Genomic DNA, 16,945 nt, shown 5'->3' on the forward strand with positions numbered 1-16,945 from the left:
ATATTAGGAATTTTATTTTTAATTAAATAATAATTCAAAAATCTCTATAATCAAATAAATATAGAGCTTGGCAATATTATCTCCAAAGTAAAATATCTAATATACTAAAACAAATCATTATTATAAACTTTAATTTAGAAATATATTCTATTTACCTGACTACAATCCAATTACCATCACGCTTTGATCCGATTCTTTCTATAATTTTCTTTTCTTGTAAAGATCTGAATGTCCTTTCAATAGTCCTCTTTGTCACACCAATTTTTTCTGAAAGTTCGATTGATGTTAAGTTTGGATTTTCTATCAAAAGTTCAATCACTTTCTTCTCAGTCTTATTCAAACCGACATTCAAACCGACATTCAAACCGACATTTTTATTGTCTATTTGTTCAATTACTTCCTGTTCAAAAGGAATAGTACATCTAATATAGTTGCTTTCAATTTCAAAAACATCTTTTCCATATTTTTCTACAATGGTTGGAATTCCATGTCCAGTGTGTTCAGTTAATCCCATATTTAAAAATATCCTCATCAAAGTTGCATTTCTTGGCCTACTTATTCCATCAAAAAATTGCTCTTTTGTCATTCCGCCAGGAAGTCCACCATGTGATAATATATCAAGTCTGTCATGAAACATTGAAATCTGTGGTTCAGTGATTGTCCAATCGTTATGAACCAAAGCATTTAAAATTGCCTCGTTAACACAATCAAAATCAAATAAGTATGTATCTTTTCTTGGTCTAACTGTCGTATCAGAAATACATATATTTTCAGCCTGCAATCTGTTTTTTGTTTTCCCATAAGTCGTTAATATACATCCATAACCATAATCGCTTCTTTGAGATATAGAAGCTTTATTTTCCCCTTGAAATTTCACAAAAATAAATGGAATATTATTTTTATCGGATAATAGTTCTGCTAATAAATTATATTCTCCGGCTTCATTTCTTAAATTCAAATTCGTTTCAAAAGATTTATCGTCCAAATGATAATTTTTTTCTGAATAATATATCTTAAGTTCCCTAAACGATAAATCTGATGAGTTTGATTTTTTCTTAAGCATATATTCATTATCTATAAATTTTTTCTCATATCGAATTTTTATCTGTTCCGGTGTCATTTCTTTGCAGGTTGTACCGATTCGTATTGTGCATCCAATAGAAGAAAACCCAAATTTCTTTTGACAATAAATATGATGACGTCCTTTATTTATATGAGTTACTATAAGGGTTTTTCCATCATCAAATTTGAGTTCTGAGCTAATTTCATCTTGTGGGTTCGGTTCTATTTTAGTTGTTATAATATCGGATATTTTTCTAAGAACCTCATCAACTTTGTCTACACCAACTACTGTACCATTATCTTTTACTCCAATAATAATTGATCCCCCCGCACCATTAAGGAAAGATACTATTTCCTTTGTAATTGTATCCGTATATTTTTCTTTAAGTTCTAATGTTTCTGATTCAATATATGGGTTCATTGCAGACCTCCTCTAATACAATTATTATATCATATTTGCGACAATATTTGAATTCAAACCGACATTTTATTGTCGCATTATTTATTAATTTGCTAAATTATGTACAATATCACACCCAAAAAGACCGTAGCTTGAAACTACGGTCTAATTTTTTGTCCTCATGTAAACCACTTGGAACTATTATTCAATTTATTCTTTTTTACTTCCAGTACCATTTGAGTACCAGTAGCCATTTTTCATTCTCTTTATAGCTTGTAATTAAGCCATTTTAGAAAATTTTGCTACTATTCCCATTCAATTGTTCCTGGTGGTTTTGAGGTTATGTCGTAGACTATTCTTCCAACGCCCTTTACTTCGTTTATCATTCTGTTTGATAGGGTCTGTTGGAGTTCGTATGGCATATCGAAGGCTTCTACTGTCATTGCGTCTTTACTTGATACTGCTCTTACTACAACAACATAGTCATAAGATCTTTCGTCACCTTTTACTCCTACTGTTCTTAGTGGGGTAAATACTGTGAAATATTGCCAGATATCTCTGTTTAATCCTGCATTTTTTACTTCTTCTCTTAGTATTGCATCAGTTTCTCTTACAATTTCTAATTTTTCTTCTGTTATATCTCCTATAACTCTAATTGCAAGTCCCGGTCCTGGGAATGGTTGTCTCCATACCATCTCCTCTGGAACTCCTATGCTTTCTCCAAGGGCTCTTACTTCGTCTTTGAAGAGTTCTCTTAGCGGTTCTACTACTCCTTCAAAAAGCATATCTTCTGGAAGTCCACCTACGTTGTGGTGGGATTTTATTACTGAACCTTTTCCTTTTCCACTTTCTATTACGTCAGGATATATTGTTCCTTGTACTAAATATTTTGCATCACCAAATTTTTTGGCTTCTCTTTCAAATACTTCTATGAAGTGATTTCCTATTATTTTTCTTTTTTCTTCTGGATCTTCTACGCCTTTTAGTAAATCAAGAAATTCTTTTGATGCATCTACCATTTTTACATTTAAACCAATTTCTTTGTATTGGTCCATAACAGATTTTGCTTCATCTTTTCTTAGTAAACCATGGTCTACAAATATACATTGTAGATCATTTCCTATTGCCTTGTGAACAAGTGTTGCAGCTATTGTTGAATCAACCCCACCTGAAAGTCCACATATCATTTTTTCTCCAGCGTATTTTTCTTTTATTTTTTCTATTGTTTCTTTTGCAAGATCTTTCATTATCCAAGTTTTTTTTGCCTTACAAATATTTAAAACAAAGTTTTCTAACATTTGGAATCCGTATTCGGAATGGGCAACTTCTGGGTGAAATTGTACTGCATATATATTTTTTTCTTCGTTTTCAAATCCTGCTATTGGGCAATTTAATGACCAGGCAATTTTTTTGAAACCATCAGAAATTTTTGTAACTTGGTCTCTGTGATTCATCCAAATTATTGATTCTTGTGCTACATTTTCAAATAATTTTGATCTTTGGTCAACAAATAAAGGAGTTTTTCCATATTCTCCTTTTTCAGCTTCGGATATTTCTCCATCAAAGTGGAAAGCTAAGGCTTGCATACCATAACAAATTCCAAGTATTGGAACGTTTAAGTTTAATATTTCTGGATTTAATTTTAAACTTTCATCGCTATGGATTGATTGTGGTCCACCTGTCAAAATTATTCCATCTAAGTTTTCTAGATCAAGGGATTTTAAGTTAACATCGCAATCATGAAGTGTTGCATAGACTCCCATTTCTCTTATTCGTCTTACTATAAGTTGATTGTATTGGCCACCGAAGTCCAATACCATTATTTCAGATTTTTTCTCCATCTACCCCTCCTATATTTCTCCAAATATTGCAAAATATTTCATATAATCAAGATTATCCATCTTGTAGTAGTTATACTTTGTATCTTCATCATACTTTTTAAAGTGTAATTTATCTATAAGAGTTTTAAAGGATTCATTATTTTTTCCTGCTTTTACATAAACTTCTTCTTCTTGCCCAAGGGTAAAGAAATAATCTATTACAGCTTCTAGAGCCTCCCTACCATAGCCCCTATTTCTTAATGACTTGTTTATTATTATATAAATCCTAACTCCATTTTCGCATTCGTTTGCTCTTATTGTTCCTATAGAATCATTCATCCCCTTGTTTACTATGTGCCAAAAATTGTAATTATTTTTATTTTCATAGTTAAAAAGGCATGTATCTATTAATCCTTTTTCATCTTCTACTTTTGACATATAGAAAAATTTTGGATCTTTCATAAATTCTAAATCTTTTTCTAAATCTTCTTTTTCAAACCTTCTTATTATCAACCTTCTTGATAATATAAGTTTAGTATTTTCCATAATTCTCCTTTTATAAAAAATAGAGCTGCTAAAGCAGCAATATTTTATGAAAAATTCTTTTTATAATATTCTAGAACGTCTGTAGCTGTTTGTTCTATTGTATTTAAAGTTACATCTATTACCTTACAATCCAAATCTTCAAAGACTTCCTTAGCATATTCTAATTCTCTGTTGATTCTTTCTTTGTCAAAATAATCACTCTTTGAATCTATGCCAAGTCCTTTTGACCTGTCTTCCCTAATTTTTGATAATTTATCTGGGTTTATAGTTAATCCTATTATTCTTTTTGGATCTATATCAAAAACTTCTTCTGGCAGTCTTATTTCTGGAACTAAGGGAAGATTATAAACTTTAAAATCTTTTGTAGCCAAAAGCATTGTTACTGGTGTTTTGGATGTTCTTGATACTCCAAGAAGTACAATATCTGCTTCTTTTATTCCCCTTTTGTCTTTTCCATCATCATATTTTACAGCAAATTCTATTGCCTCTATCATAGAAAAATAATCTTTTGATAGTTTTCTTGTAAGTTTTTTCTCCCTTAAGGCTTTCTCTCCTGTAACTTCTTCAAACAAAGAAAGGGCAGGTCCTAGTATGTCTATTACTTCTATATTTTTTTCTAAAGCTTTTTCCTTTACATATTCTTCTAGCTTTTTTTCAGCAATAGTTTGGATTATTATTGATTTTTCAGGGATTTTTTCAACAATTTTATCAATTTTATTTTCACTGTCAATATTAAATTTTCTATTTATATTGAAATTAACATTTGGAAAATGAGTTACAACTGATTTTGCAAAAGTTTGAGCCGTCTCTCCAGTAGAATCACTTATTATATAAACATTCAATACACCACGAGCCATTTTATCTCCTATTTTACTAAATCTTTTATATTAAATACCCTAGAAATATCTTTAGCAAGTTTATTTAATAGAGCCAATCTATTATTTTTTATTTCTTCATCATCTACCATTATCATAGTGTTGTCTAGGTAGTCATTACCAATTTGTCTTGTTGATGCAATTTCTTCCAAAGCTTTTTGGTAAAGTTTTTGGCCTAGATATTTTTCACTTTCAAGATTATTTATACAATCATAATATTGTTTTTCTAATCCTTCATCTAATTTTTCAACATTTACATCAATAGAATCAAAGTCTTTTGTAAAGTTATTAATTCTTGTGAAATAGTTTAAAATTTCTTCGCTATCATCTTGTCCTACAAATTCTTCTAGGGCTTTTACCTTTTCAATTACAGAAAGTACATTTGATTCTCCAGTATTTAACACTGCATTTACAAGATCATACCTATATCCCTTATCATTCATCATATTTTTTAACCTATCTATGAAAAATTCTGTAATCTTTTCTAAAGTTTGATTATAGTCGAATGAAAGTTCATTTTTTTCTGTATATACAAATAAAGAATCTTTTACTAAATCTTTTATATCTACATCAATTTTCTTATCAGCTATTATATTTATTACACCAATTGCAGATCTTCTAAGTCCAAATGGATCTTGGCTTCCTGTTACATAATCTTCGATTATATAATGACCTGTTATTGTATCAATCTTATCAGCTATTGATAAGACAATTCCTGCGACTGACTTTGGAAGTGAATCTTCTGAGCTTCTTGGTTTATATGCTTCTTCTATTGCATTTGCAACTTGGATATTTTCGCCAGAATTTGTAGCATAGATTCTTCCCATTGTTCCTTGAAGTTCTGTAAATTCTATAACCATTTTTGTAACAAGGTCTGCTTTTGAAAGATAAGCTGCCCTTAGTAAATTATCAGAAACATCTTCTCCAAGTTTAAATTCTTCTAGGTAATTTTTTGATAGGGAAATTAATCTTTCAGTCTTTTGTTTCATTGATCCAAGACCTTCAAAGAAGGTTAGTCTGTCTAATTGATCTACATATTCTTCTAACTTTTTATTATTGTCAATGTCATAGAAGAATTTCGCATCTTCAAGTCTTGCTGTAAGTACTTTTTTATTTCCACTTATTACATTTTCTTTAGCATAATCATCACCATTTCTTACAAGTAGGAAATATGGCATTAAACTTTCATTGTCATCTACAATTGGAAAATACCTTTGGTGATCTTTCATTGGTGTTATAATTACCTCTTTTGGTAATTTTAAGTATTCATGGTCAAGCTCACCCATCAAAACTGTAGGATATTCTACTATATTTATAACTTCTTCTAATAAATCTTCATCTTTTAGAAATTTACCACCAATTTCTTTGGCATAACGATTAAGGCCTCTAAGAATTATTTCTCTTCTTTCTTTGTAAGATAAAATTACAAAATTTTCTTTAAGTAGGTCTAAATAAGAATCAATTTTATCAACTACAATTTCACTTTTTCCTAAAACCCTATGACCCTTTGTAGTGTTTGATACTTTTATTCCTTCAGCATCAAAATCCAAAATTTCATCATCAAGGAGTGATAAGAAGTACCTAATTGGTCTTGCAAATCTGATAGATCTTCCTCCCCATCTCATAGATCTTGGGAAGTTTAATGATTTTACAAGATCATAAATATTTTTTTGTAAAACTTCTTTTATAGAAGGGCTTTCTTCTTTTTTTTCTACATAAACATATTCTTCACCCTTAAAGTCTTTGATTATTACATCAGAAATATCTGCCTTTTGTCCTCTTAGAAATCCTAAAAGTGCCTTTGATGGATTTCCTTCATTATCATAGGCAATTTTTTTGGAAGGGCCCTTTACGCTTACAAGTTCTTCTGATTTGTTTTCTTCAAGTCCATCAAGCAAAATTGCAAATCTTCTTGGAGTAGATTCTACTTTTATTTCTTCCAGGCTTAATTTATTTTCTTCAATTAATTTTTTGAATTTTTCTTCAAGTTGTTTTTTTGTTGAATTTATATAAGCTGAAGGAAATTCTTCAACTCCTATTTCTAATAAATATTTGCTCATTACTTATCCTTTCTTAAAAGTGGATATCCTAGTTCTTCTCTTTTTTCTATATATGCTTTTGCAACTTTACTAGAAATATCTCTTACTCTTTTAATATAGTGACTTCTTTCTGATGCTGAGATTGCTCCCATAGCATCCAAGGTGTTGAATGTGTGAGATGATTTTAATACATTATCATAAGCTGGGTATACAAGTCCCTTATCAATTAATCTGTTTGCTTCAGATTCGTATATTTCAAATAATTTTCCCAAAACTTCGCTATCAGCGTCTTCGAAGGAATATTTTGAATTTTCATATTCTGGTAACTTAAAGACATCTGAATATTTTAAATTTTCAGACCACTGAATATCAAAAACATTGTCCACGTTTTGTAAGTACATACAAACTCTTTCAAGGCCCATGGTTATTTCTCCACTTTCAAGCTCGCAGTTTATTCCACCTACTTGTTGAAAATAAGTAAATTGGGTTATTTCCATTCCATCAAGCCAAACTTCCCAACCAAGTCCCCAAGCTCCAAGTGTTGGTGATTGCCAGTTATCTTCAACAAATCTTATATCGTGTTCTTTTGGATTAATTCCAATAACTTCTAGACTTTTTAAATATAAGTCTTGAATATTTTCAGGTGTTGGTTTAAGTAAAACTTGTAGTTGGTGGTGTTGGTATAATCTATTTGGATTTTCTCCATACCTACCATCAGCTGGTCTTCTTGATGGTTCAACATAAACAACTTTCCAAGGTTCTTTTCCCAAAGATCTCAAAAAAGTGTGAGGATTCATTGTTCCTGCTCCTTTTTCTGAATCATAAGGAAGCATGAAAGATGCACCTTGTCCTTCCCAATATTCTATTAATTTTAGCATTAAATCTTCAAAATACATTTTCTCTCCTATTTATTTGACTAATTTAATTACCCATTCAAGTGAGCTAAATTTTCTAATTTCTAAACACTCTAAAACATAAGCTGTTATCAAATTTAAAAGTTTTTTCTTTTCTATTTTTAAATCAATTTTTTCTACCTTATCAGTTGGAGTGTAGATTAATTTTAACATAAACAAATATTCTTCTTTTGTAAGATAAATCAATTGATGATCTCTACTCCTACAAGAATTACAAACCACTCCCCCATCTTCTATAGAAAAATATACATAATTTTGCTTGATATTTTCTCCGCAGATAGAGCATTCTTTTAAATTTGGTTTGAAGCCTGAAAAAGATATGTACTTTAATAAAAAGCAAAGGAAAATATTTAAATAATTTTCACTTGCTTTTTCAAAGCTCTCAAAAGTCTTGTCTAATAAATTATAGACAAGCTCTTTTTGGTCAAAATCAATTGTTCTTAATAATAAATCACAAATTGCCGATTTATATACTATTATATCAAAATTTTTATTAGATTTCGAATAAGATTTGATTAATGAGGCATCTTTTATCCCAAAAAATTTCTCTCCAGATTTATAAAGATTGTAGGAAGCTTTTACAAATCTTTGGGTTGATGAAAGATTTGTATTTTTTTTATTTAAAACTCCCTTGGCAATCACAGAAATTTTACCCATGTTTTTTGTAAAAATTTCTATAATTTTACTTGACTCTTTGTAAGTAAATTCTCTTAAAACAAAGCCTTCTACATTTGAATTATCACTTGTAACCAAACCTATTCACCAATTTTTGTTTTTTACGCCAATCTTTTTCGACCTTAACCCATAACTTTAAATTTATCTTGCTATCCATAAATACTTCTATTTCTTCTCTTGCATCCATGCCGATTTTTTTGATTTTTCTTCCGTTTTTACCGATAACTATCTCTTTATGGCTTGGTCTTTCTACAACTATACTAGCGTAAATATCATATAAGTTTTTATCATCTCTTTTTTTGAATTGGTCAATTCTTACAAAAATTCCATGAGGGATTTCATTTGAAAGATTTCTTAAAGCTTTCTCCCTAATTATTTCAGATACTATAAATCTTTCATTTTTGTCAGTTATCATATCTGATGGATAATATAAGGGTCCTTCAGGTAAAATTTCTTTTATTGTTTGTATATATTTTTCAATATTTTCATCATTTAAGGCTGAAATTGGAATTATATAATCAAAAGCATTTAAACCTATGTAGGTCTTTTTTATTTGATCAATTTCCCCTTCTTCTAATAGGTCACACTTATTTATAAGAAGAATTTTTGGTACTTTTATCTTTTCTAATAAATCCAAAATCATCTTATCAAGTCTTCCAATTGTTAGGGAATTATCGACTATAAATGTTACTATATCTGAATCTTTGAGGCTATCTTCTGAAACTTCAAGTAGGTGTTCTTGAAGTTTATTTCTTGGTGTTTGGATACCTGGTGTATCTAAAAAAATTATTTGTGAATTTTCATCGTTATATATTATTTTTATCTCATCTCTTGTTGTTTGGGGTTTATTTGAAATTATTGAAATTTTTTCTCCCAAAATTTTTTCCATTAAGGTAGATTTTCCTACATTTGCCCTGCCAACTACCGATACAAAACCTGATTTCATTTTTCCTCCAAATCTTTTTTTGAAAAGTTATATGGAAGAATATCCCTTAATCCATATATCTTATAATCTTCGGTTGAATTTGCTATTACAATCTTTGAATCTGAATCTAAAAATTCTGCCATAAATTGTCTGCAAACTCCACAAGGATAGGTCATATCACTATCTCCTGTAATTATTATAGTATCAATTTCCTTATCTCCAGCACTTATTGCCGCTGATAGGGCAGATCTTTCTGCACAAAGTGTTACAGAATAGGCTGCATTTTCTATATTTACTCCCTTATAAATATTTCCTTTTTTTGTTAAAACTAGGCTTGATACCCTAAATTTTGAATAAGGTGAGTAAGAATTTTTTTTATTTTCTATAGCCTCATTTATTAGTCCTTTTAAATCTTTTTTCATGAAAATACTCCAAATATTAAAAGTGCTATTGCCGTACCTAGGATTGCCCCTCTGATAATTTCTGGAAGTGAGTGGATATTTGCCTCAAACCTGCTTTCTGCAACTATAATAGCAAGTCCATAAAATATAAATATCAAAAGTCCTTCTTCAACTCTCATAGCCCCAATTGTTGCAAGGCAAAAAGAAATTGATGTATGACCTGAAACAAATCCTCCATGAAAGGCTGTCCCGTGCCCCTTATAAAAAATCCCTTTAAAAAATATGGTTGAAATAATTACTATTGATACTGCAATCAGGGCAAGATGAGATGGCCTTCTCGAAATTCTTAGTACAACTGAGGATGAGAAATTTGCAACCTTATCAAAAAATACCAAGTAGGCTACAAAAATTGTATTTAGGGCAGATACAAAAGTAGCAGCTGCCGATAGGTCCTTACTGGCCTTAGCTTCCTTGGATTTTTTCCCTTCACCTGCAAGATTTACTGCTTGTTCTAAAGAAGTATTTAAAAGTTCACAAGAAATTACAAAGGCAATAGAAAAAACCAAAAACATCATCTCTACCCTTGAAACATTTAAAAATAAGGAAACAAATAGGACAAGAATAGAGGTCAAAACATGAAATTTCATATTTTTTTCATTGTTTATAGCAAAAACAAGACCCTCAAAGGCATAGTCAAAGCCTTTAACAAATTTTTCCCCAGCAGATCTGGTCTTTGGAATATATTTTTGGGCTTCGTCTTCTTTTCTTTTTTCTTCTTCCAGTTCTTCTTTAACTTGACTTTTAATTTCTTCAATTAATTGTTTTTCGTCTTTCATTTGAATACTCCAAGATTTTTCATAACTTGTTTTTCCTTTGATCTCATTATCTTTTTATCATCATCTTCCATATGGTCATATCCTAACAGATGAAGTATAGAATGGCAGGTTAGATACATTATCTCTCTTTCAAAAGAATGTCCCAATTCTTTTGCTTGCTTTCTTGCAACATCTGTACAAATAACCACATCTCCAAGCATCAAATATGGTTTTTCTAGTAAGGTTTTTCTATCCTCATTGAAGAAGTCTTCGATAGGAAAGGATAAAACGTCTGTTACCCTGTCAGTTTGCCTAAAATCTTTATTCAGCTGTCTTATTTTTTTCTCATCTACAAAAGAAAGGGAGATCTCGCATTTTTTCTCATCTACATTTTCAACTTTCAAAACTTCCTTTATGACTTTTTCCAAATCTTTTTGAAGGGTCAAATCTTCATTTGTAGTATTATCTATTATTAATTTCATCTTTATTTTCTTTTTCCTTATCAGCCTTATCGTATGCTTCAATAATTCTTTGAACAAGAGGATGTCTTACTACATCTACTGCAGTAAATTCCATAAATTCTATTCCTCTTACATTTCTAAGGATTCTTGATGCAGATTTTAGACCAGAATTTTTCCCACGAGGAAGGTCTATTTGGGTAATATCTCCAGTGATAATTGCCTTTGATCCATATCCAAGTCTTGTCAAAAACATCTTCATTTGTTCGAAAGTTGTATTTTGTGCCTCATCTAAAATTACAAAAGAATTATCAAGAGTTCTTCCCCTCATATAAGCAAGTGGAGCAACTTCGATTACTCCTTTTTCAACTAAGCTTTGGTAAGTTTCAAAACCAAAAATTTCAAAAAGTGCATCATAAAGTGGTCTTAAATAAGGATCGACCTTATCTTGCAAATCTCCTGGCAAAAATCCTAAACTTTCACCAGCTTCAACAGCAGGTCTTGTAAGTATAATTCTATTTACTTCATTATTTTTAAAGGCCCTTATGGCCATGGCAACTGCCAAGTAAGTTTTTCCTGTTCCTGCAGGTCCTATTCCAAAAACAACATCGTTATTATTGATCATACTTACATAAGATTTTTGTCCTAAGGTTTTTGGCTTAATAGGTTTGCCATTTGCAGTTGTAACAATAACTTGGTCCAAAGATGACTTTATAACTTCTTTGTTTTCAGAAACAAGCATATCAGAAAAGTATTTTAATTTTTGAAAATCAATGCTTTTTTCTTTTTCTATAACCTCTATTACTTCTTCAATAAGCTTTATGGCAAGATTTACATTTACCTCTTCACCCTTTATACTTATATTTCCATTTTCAGTTTTTATTTTTACATCAAACCTATTTTCAATATATTTTCTATTTTTATCAAAATTACCGAACAAACCCATGATTATATCGGTATTATTTATTTGTATTATTTCCTTAATTTTAATCACTCCTTTGAGATTATTATACCATTTTAGGGTAAATAAAAAAGATGAGAAAATCTCATCTTTCGGCTGTTGTTAAAGTATACAAATCCTCATGCTAAGAATATCATACGAAAAAAATTGATTTGATTTCAAATTTTAAAATTCGTAAAAAATCGCACTGCTTGAGCGTAAGCGAGTTTGCGATTTTAGAATTTTAAAATTTAGAAATCAGCAATTTTTGGAGTCAGATATTCGTGCTTGAGGATTAGTATACCTTATAAGATTAGAAAATCTCATCTTTTAGCTTTTGGCTTTCCTATAATTTCTGAATAAATTATAGCTTTTTTCAATTCATTTTTATCCAATTTTATTTTTTGTCTTTCTTTTTTATAATCCTCTATTTGTTTTGAATAAATATCTGAAGATTTTTTGAATTGTTTTATTTTTTTATTATAGGAATCCTTATTATTTTTTCTTTGAACTTTTTTGTAAGCCTTATCAAAAGTTTTTTTATTTTTCTTTTCATCTTTTGCAAGGGAGGACATAGCCTCTCCAAAACTCATTTTCTTTTTTGTGGTATTTTTTCTTTTGTTTTGATTATTTAATTCTTTTAACCAAGTGTCAAAATCAGGAGTATATTTTCCTTCTTCTTTATTATTTTCCTTATCTAATTTGTAGATAAATTTGTAAAACTTAGTTTTTAAATTATCTTTTGCCATTAGTATTCATCTCTACTATCAGTTTCTGATATTTTATTTCTCATTTGAGTATCGGCATTTATATTTTTCATATTATAATAATCTAAAACTCCAAGATTTCCACTTTCTAGAGCTTTTGCTATTGCAAGAGGAACTTTTGATTGAGCTTCTACAACTTTGGCCCTATTTTCTTGTTCAAGAGCTATGGCTTGGGCACGTCTTTCTTCAGCTTTAGCTTGGGCAATATTTTTGTCAGCTTCTGCTTGATCTCTTTGTAATTCTGCCCCAACATTTCGTCCTACATCAACATCTGCTATATCAATTGATAAAATTTCAAAAGCAGTTCCTGAATCAAGTCCTTTTTCCAAAACTGTTTGGGAAATATTATCTGGATTTTCTAAAACTTCTGCGTGAGTGTGAGATGAACCAACTGTCGTTACAATTCCTTCACCAACTCTTGCTATAATTGTTTCCTCTCCTGCTCCTCCGACAAGTCTTTCAATATTTGCCCTTACTGTAACTTTTGCAATTACTTTTACTTCAATTCCATTTTTTGCAACTGCCGCAATTGTTGGCGTATTTATTACTTTTGGATTTACAGAAACTTGTACAGCTTCAAAAACATTTCTTCCTGCAAGATTCATTGCTGCTGCTTGTTGAAATGTCAAATCAATATTTGCCCTTTCAGCTGCAATCAAGGCATCTACAACTTGGTTTACATCTCCTCCTGAAAGAAAATGACTTTCAAGATCAGAGCTTTCAATTTGTATACCTGCTTGGTGAGATTTGATTAAGGCATAAACAATATGTCTAGGATTTACCCTTCTAAATCTCATTGCAACTAGAGATCCCATAGAAACTGGAACTCCTGATGATCTTGCTGTTATCCATAATCCAATTGGAACTAAAGATAAAAATACTACTACTAAAATTACTATCAAAGCTGGAATAATTATTGGCATTATATATCCTCCTTAACATAAATGTTTCCATCTTTTATTTCTACTACTTTTATTCCTACATCTTTTTTGATAAATTCTCCATAAGTTCTAGCATCATAGATTTTTTCATCAATTTCTACCCTTCCTGTAGGTCTTAAAATACTAAGTGTCCTTCCAGATTTTTTTAAAAGAAAGGAATAATCTTTTTTTGAATTATAGCCTCTCTCCTTTGTTTGAACATTTGTTAGAATTGATTTTTCAAAAACCTTAGCAGAAAATCCTAATCTTATAAAAATGGTTATACTTATAAAAACAGATGCTGCTGTTACCATCAAAACAATTATTCCAAACAAGGAATTATCTAATGAATCCATAAGAGAATAAATTGTCAAAACTAAGCCCAAAGTTCCCAAAATTCCAAAACTTGGCGTTATTAGCTCTATCACTAGTAACAAGATACCAGAAATAAAGCAAATAATAGTTATCAAATCTGCCTGACCCCTATCAAATCCTACCTTATAAAAATAAGCAAAAAGTACCAGGGCTATTATAGAAAATAAAATTTTCTTGTCAGTAAAAAATATAGCAACAATACTTATAAAAGCTAAACTAAAAGATAGGGCTAATAAAATATCTGCTAACATAATACTCCTTTCTATAGTAAAAATACTACTATTAAATATCTTATACCCAAAAAAATAAAGGAGGAGAAAATTTCTCCTCACTTTTAATTTATTTTTTCAAAATTATCATCCAATAATTCATAAATATCTTTATAATTTTCTGTAGAAATATTTATATAATCGACTCCTTCTTGGCCAATATCGTGACCTTCCCTCTTATATTCAAAGATTTTATTCTTTGAATCAAATGTATAATCCAACTCAAAACCAAACCACCAAGCTAGCCAATCTGCCTCTACATATAATTTTCCATTTAAAATTATTCCTGCGTACTTACTTGTTAGAAAAGTTACCTCTTTTTCTTTCATATAATTATTTTTTGCAAAAGTAAAAACTCCATATTCTGGAAAATATTGGTAGGAATAGTTTGGCTTATTTTCTAATCCATCTATATTTCCAAGAAATAATCTAAAATAATATGATCCATCTGGATTTTCTCTTATATAGCTTCCCTGATTTTGTGAAAGGATTTTCTTGTATTTATTTGCAATATCAGAATACTCAGGGTCTGTAAAATAAGGTGAATCTGAAAAATAAATTTCATCTAACTTATCCACATCTATAAAATAAGCATCTCCCATATCCAAAATGGAAATTTCTCCTTGGTCTTTACCATCTTGAATTATCTTATAGGTCTTATCTTTAGAAAGATTTTCATCATTACTAGCACTCGGAGGATTTTCTTGATCTTTATTAGAACTTTGATTAGAAGGAACATTTTCAATTTGCTCTAAATTTCCTTTATTATCATCTTTTTTATTTTCCCTAATAATTTTTCTATTAATTTTCTTTTCTTCCTTCTTATCCTCTTTTTCTTCTTCAAATTTTTTCTTAACAAGTTCAGTCAATTTTTTTGCGTCAACAAGTTTTGAATTTTCCCCATTAAATTCATCTATTACATCAATATTTCCAGACTTAACTATTAATTCTTTTGCCAATTCACCATTCATTTTATCAGGATAGGCACTATAAAGATTTGCTGCTAGTCCTGCTACAAAAGGAGCAGAAGCTGATGTACCATCCCACAACATCAATTTACCATTTTTATCATATCCAGGTACATTATTACCAGGTGCTACAATATCTAAATTTCTAGTAGTTGAGTTTTTCCAAAAAATAGTTTTACCATTTTTATTCATTTCTGGCTTTGAAGCTCCAATAATTATTATTCTTTTTTTAATATCATCATCTACTTCTTCAAAAAAGGTTGTTTTCTTTATCTCTACATCAGAATATTCTTCAATATCTCTTATTATTTCCCCTTCATTACCTGCTGAATTTACTATCAAGAAATCTTTGCCCTGTTCTTTTAATTTCTTTAAAGCTACATTATATACCATCGAATTATCTCTAAGATATAATTGAAATCTTCTATAATATTGTTTTTGATTTCTGCCCTCTGATCTTAGCCCGAATTTCGCAATTCTACGCAAGGTCCTATTCTTGCTTTTAGAATCTTTTTTTATATTTTCTTTATCTGTATTCAAGTAATATAGAACTTCTTTTAAATATCCCCAACTTAAATTAAATATTTTTATTTGATTACTTGAATTATCTATCCTATATGCCAACAAGTATGGAAAAATACTAAAATCAAAAACAGTAGGATATACTTTTGTATCTTTACCTACACCACTAAATCCCAAATTATTATGTCTCGCCGCTAATATTGAAGAAACTAAATATGTATGAATTTTCATATCTTTTGTTGCTTCTTTATAGAACTTTTCTGACTTTGATCTTTTATTTTCATCTTCAATGACTTGAGTATTTAAATTTTGAAAGTCTAAATCTTTTTCTATAAATGTATCCTTGTTTTTACTGGTTCCTATTTTTCCATTTTCAAATACTCCAATATGAGATTCTTCTTTAAAATCAAGATTTTTCCACATATATGATAAGTTTGTTATTTTATATGACCAATAAGGATCATCTTCACTAATTTTATTTTTTCTATCAAATCCTTTATCTAAATCATAACCATCCCATAAATTATTTTTATCAAAATTCTTTTTACCAATTTTGAAATTATCATCCGGATACGATTCATTTATTCCAACTGGAATCAACCAATGAACTCTAGAAACCACTACTCCCTCTTCTTTTTTAATTTTCTCAGCAATTTTTTCTAGCTCATCTATAGATTTATTTGGAATATTTATTTGATAACCACCCCAAATGTCACATTTTCCAATGATTTTTGCCCCGTACTTATCAAATATTTTTTCATCGAACTTATCCAAGTCTACATCAACTAAGATCTCACCATCAACATATTCTCCAAAATCATCTTCTTTTATGTTTTCTTTTCCTGGAATTGTAAAGAAATTTTTCTTATCAGAAAATTCTAACTTTTGACTTTTTTGTGGGTAATTTTCTTTCATAGAAACTCTTTTTTCAATATATTTTGCCTTAGCCTTGCTATTAGAATTATTATTTTTCTCTTTACTGTCACTTAAAATAACATCTGGATTATTTGAATTTCTATCCCTTTTAGGTCCTAAATTTAAAAAACCTTTTCCAAAATAAAAAACTAAAATGGCAATCAAGCCTATACCAAACCCAATAGCAATTTTCCTATAAGATTTCATCTTTCCCTCCTAGTATTCTTTATTTTATTATAGCAAGAAATAAATATTTTGTAATAAAAAAAGAAGGATTACTCCTTCTTAAGGCTTTCTACAAAGTATTCAAATCCTCATGCAAAGAATATCCTACGGAAA

16 protein-coding genes are annotated in these 16,945 nt (G+C 29.7%); all 16 read right to left on the minus strand.

The window, feature by feature from the left end:
* Window positions 1–151 precede the first annotated feature (151 nt).
* Window positions 152–1,483, minus strand: coding sequence for an RNA-binding domain-containing protein (locus CJ192_RS08120; protein WP_102198427.1), 1,332 nt, complete (start codon window positions 1,481–1,483; stop codon window positions 152–154).
* A gap of 284 nt (window positions 1,484–1,767) precedes the next feature.
* Window positions 1,768–3,303 carry a glutamine-hydrolyzing GMP synthase gene (gene guaA, locus CJ192_RS08125; RefSeq protein WP_102198428.1) on the minus strand — a complete coding sequence of 512 codons (1,536 nt, stop codon included), beginning with the start codon at window positions 3,301–3,303 and terminating at the stop codon, window positions 1,768–1,770.
* A 9-nt stretch (window positions 3,304–3,312) separates the two neighbouring features.
* Window positions 3,313–3,828 carry a GNAT family N-acetyltransferase gene (locus tag CJ192_RS08130; RefSeq protein ID WP_004818587.1) on the minus strand — a complete coding sequence of 172 codons (516 nt, stop codon included), beginning with the start codon at window positions 3,826–3,828 and terminating at the stop codon, window positions 3,313–3,315.
* Window positions 3,829–3,872: 44 nt separating this feature from the next.
* Window positions 3,873–4,685 carry a pyruvate, water dikinase regulatory protein gene (locus CJ192_RS08135; RefSeq protein ID WP_004818691.1) on the minus strand — a complete coding sequence of 271 codons (813 nt, stop codon included), beginning with the start codon at window positions 4,683–4,685 and terminating at the stop codon, window positions 3,873–3,875.
* 8 nt (window positions 4,686–4,693) lie between these two features.
* Window positions 4,694–6,763: a glycine--tRNA ligase subunit beta gene (gene glyS, locus CJ192_RS08140; RefSeq protein WP_102198429.1), complete on the minus strand. Its 2,070-nt coding sequence runs from the start codon at window positions 6,761–6,763 to the stop codon at window positions 4,694–4,696.
* Window positions 6,763–7,638: a glycine--tRNA ligase subunit alpha gene (gene glyQ, locus CJ192_RS08145; RefSeq protein ID WP_102198430.1), complete on the minus strand. Its 876-nt coding sequence runs from the start codon at window positions 7,636–7,638 to the stop codon at window positions 6,763–6,765. The genes glyS and glyQ overlap by 1 nt, the downstream gene beginning before the upstream one ends.
* Before the next feature lie 12 nt (window positions 7,639–7,650).
* The gene (gene recO / locus CJ192_RS08150; protein ID WP_102198431.1) at window positions 7,651–8,409 is read right to left on the minus strand and encodes a DNA repair protein RecO; all 759 of its coding nucleotides are present in this window, start codon (window positions 8,407–8,409) and stop codon (window positions 7,651–7,653) included.
* On the minus strand, window positions 8,396–9,277 hold the full coding sequence (gene era / locus CJ192_RS08155; RefSeq protein ID WP_004818612.1) for a GTPase Era: 882 nt from the start codon (window positions 9,275–9,277) through the stop codon (window positions 8,396–8,398). The genes recO and era overlap by 14 nt, the downstream gene beginning before the upstream one ends.
* Entirely contained in the window at window positions 9,274–9,678 is a 405-nt protein-coding gene (cdd, locus tag CJ192_RS08160; RefSeq protein ID WP_102198432.1) for a cytidine deaminase, read from the minus strand. The genes era and cdd overlap by 4 nt, the downstream gene beginning before the upstream one ends.
* Window positions 9,675–10,493 carry a diacylglycerol kinase gene (locus CJ192_RS08165; protein ID WP_102198433.1) on the minus strand — a complete coding sequence of 273 codons (819 nt, stop codon included), beginning with the start codon at window positions 10,491–10,493 and terminating at the stop codon, window positions 9,675–9,677. The genes cdd and CJ192_RS08165 overlap by 4 nt, the downstream gene beginning before the upstream one ends.
* Window positions 10,490–10,954: an rRNA maturation RNase YbeY gene (gene ybeY, locus CJ192_RS08170; protein WP_102198434.1), complete on the minus strand. Its 465-nt coding sequence runs from the start codon at window positions 10,952–10,954 to the stop codon at window positions 10,490–10,492. The genes CJ192_RS08165 and ybeY overlap by 4 nt, the downstream gene beginning before the upstream one ends.
* The gene (locus CJ192_RS08175; protein WP_102198435.1) at window positions 10,935–11,876 is read right to left on the minus strand and encodes a PhoH family protein; all 942 of its coding nucleotides are present in this window, start codon (window positions 11,874–11,876) and stop codon (window positions 10,935–10,937) included. Before CJ192_RS08175 ends, ybeY begins: the two co-directional genes overlap by 20 nt.
* Before the next feature lie 317 nt (window positions 11,877–12,193).
* The gene (locus tag CJ192_RS08180) at window positions 12,194–12,619 is read right to left on the minus strand and encodes a hypothetical protein (RefSeq protein WP_102198436.1); all 426 of its coding nucleotides are present in this window, start codon (window positions 12,617–12,619) and stop codon (window positions 12,194–12,196) included.
* Window positions 12,619–13,560: a flotillin-like protein FloA gene (gene floA, locus CJ192_RS08185; RefSeq protein WP_004812995.1), complete on the minus strand. Its 942-nt coding sequence runs from the start codon at window positions 13,558–13,560 to the stop codon at window positions 12,619–12,621. The genes CJ192_RS08180 and floA overlap by 1 nt, the downstream gene beginning before the upstream one ends.
* On the minus strand, window positions 13,560–14,183 hold the full coding sequence (locus tag CJ192_RS08190; RefSeq protein WP_004818694.1) for an NfeD family protein: 624 nt from the start codon (window positions 14,181–14,183) through the stop codon (window positions 13,560–13,562). The genes floA and CJ192_RS08190 overlap by 1 nt, the downstream gene beginning before the upstream one ends.
* An 83-nt stretch (window positions 14,184–14,266) precedes the next feature.
* On the minus strand, window positions 14,267–16,813 hold the full coding sequence (locus CJ192_RS08195) for a S8/S53 family peptidase (protein ID WP_102198437.1): 2,547 nt from the start codon (window positions 16,811–16,813) through the stop codon (window positions 14,267–14,269).
* Window positions 16,814–16,945: the final 132 nt, after the last annotated feature.

Source organism: Anaerococcus hydrogenalis, from assembly GCF_002871895.1.
GTDB classification, from domain to species: Bacteria; Bacillota; Clostridia; order Tissierellales; family Peptoniphilaceae; genus Anaerococcus; species Anaerococcus hydrogenalis.

Coding starts and splice junctions, on each gene's coding strand:
- CJ192_RS08120 (WP_102198427.1), bottom strand. CDS start 1,483: ATGAACCCATATATTGAATCAGAAACATTAGAACTTAAAGAAAAATAT.
- guaA (WP_102198428.1), bottom strand. CDS start 3,303: ATGGAGAAAAAATCTGAAATAATGGTATTGGACTTCGGTGGCCAATAC.
- CJ192_RS08130 (WP_004818587.1), bottom strand. CDS start 3,828: ATGGAAAATACTAAACTTATATTATCAAGAAGGTTGATAATAAGAAGG.
- CJ192_RS08135 (WP_004818691.1), bottom strand. CDS start 4,685: ATGGCTCGTGGTGTATTGAATGTTTATATAATAAGTGATTCTACTGGA.
- glyS (WP_102198429.1), bottom strand. CDS start 6,763: ATGAGCAAATATTTATTAGAAATAGGAGTTGAAGAATTTCCTTCAGCT.
- glyQ (WP_102198430.1), bottom strand. CDS start 7,638: ATGTATTTTGAAGATTTAATGCTAAAATTAATAGAATATTGGGAAGGA.
- era (WP_004818612.1), bottom strand. CDS start 9,277: ATGAAATCAGGTTTTGTATCGGTAGTTGGCAGGGCAAATGTAGGAAAA.
- cdd (WP_102198432.1), bottom strand. CDS start 9,678: ATGAAAAAAGATTTAAAAGGACTAATAAATGAGGCTATAGAAAATAAA.
- CJ192_RS08165 (WP_102198433.1), bottom strand. CDS start 10,493: ATGAAAGACGAAAAACAATTAATTGAAGAAATTAAAAGTCAAGTTAAA.
- ybeY (WP_102198434.1), bottom strand. CDS start 10,954: ATGAAATTAATAATAGATAATACTACAAATGAAGATTTGACCCTTCAA.
- CJ192_RS08175 (WP_102198435.1), bottom strand. CDS start 11,876: ATGGGTTTGTTCGGTAATTTTGATAAAAATAGAAAATATATTGAAAAT.
- CJ192_RS08180 (WP_102198436.1), bottom strand. CDS start 12,619: ATGGCAAAAGATAATTTAAAAACTAAGTTTTACAAATTTATCTACAAA.
- floA (WP_004812995.1), bottom strand. CDS start 13,560: ATGCCAATAATTATTCCAGCTTTGATAGTAATTTTAGTAGTAGTATTT.
- CJ192_RS08190 (WP_004818694.1), bottom strand. CDS start 14,183: ATGTTAGCAGATATTTTATTAGCCCTATCTTTTAGTTTAGCTTTTATA.
- CJ192_RS08195 (WP_102198437.1), bottom strand. CDS start 16,813: ATGAAATCTTATAGGAAAATTGCTATTGGGTTTGGTATAGGCTTGATT.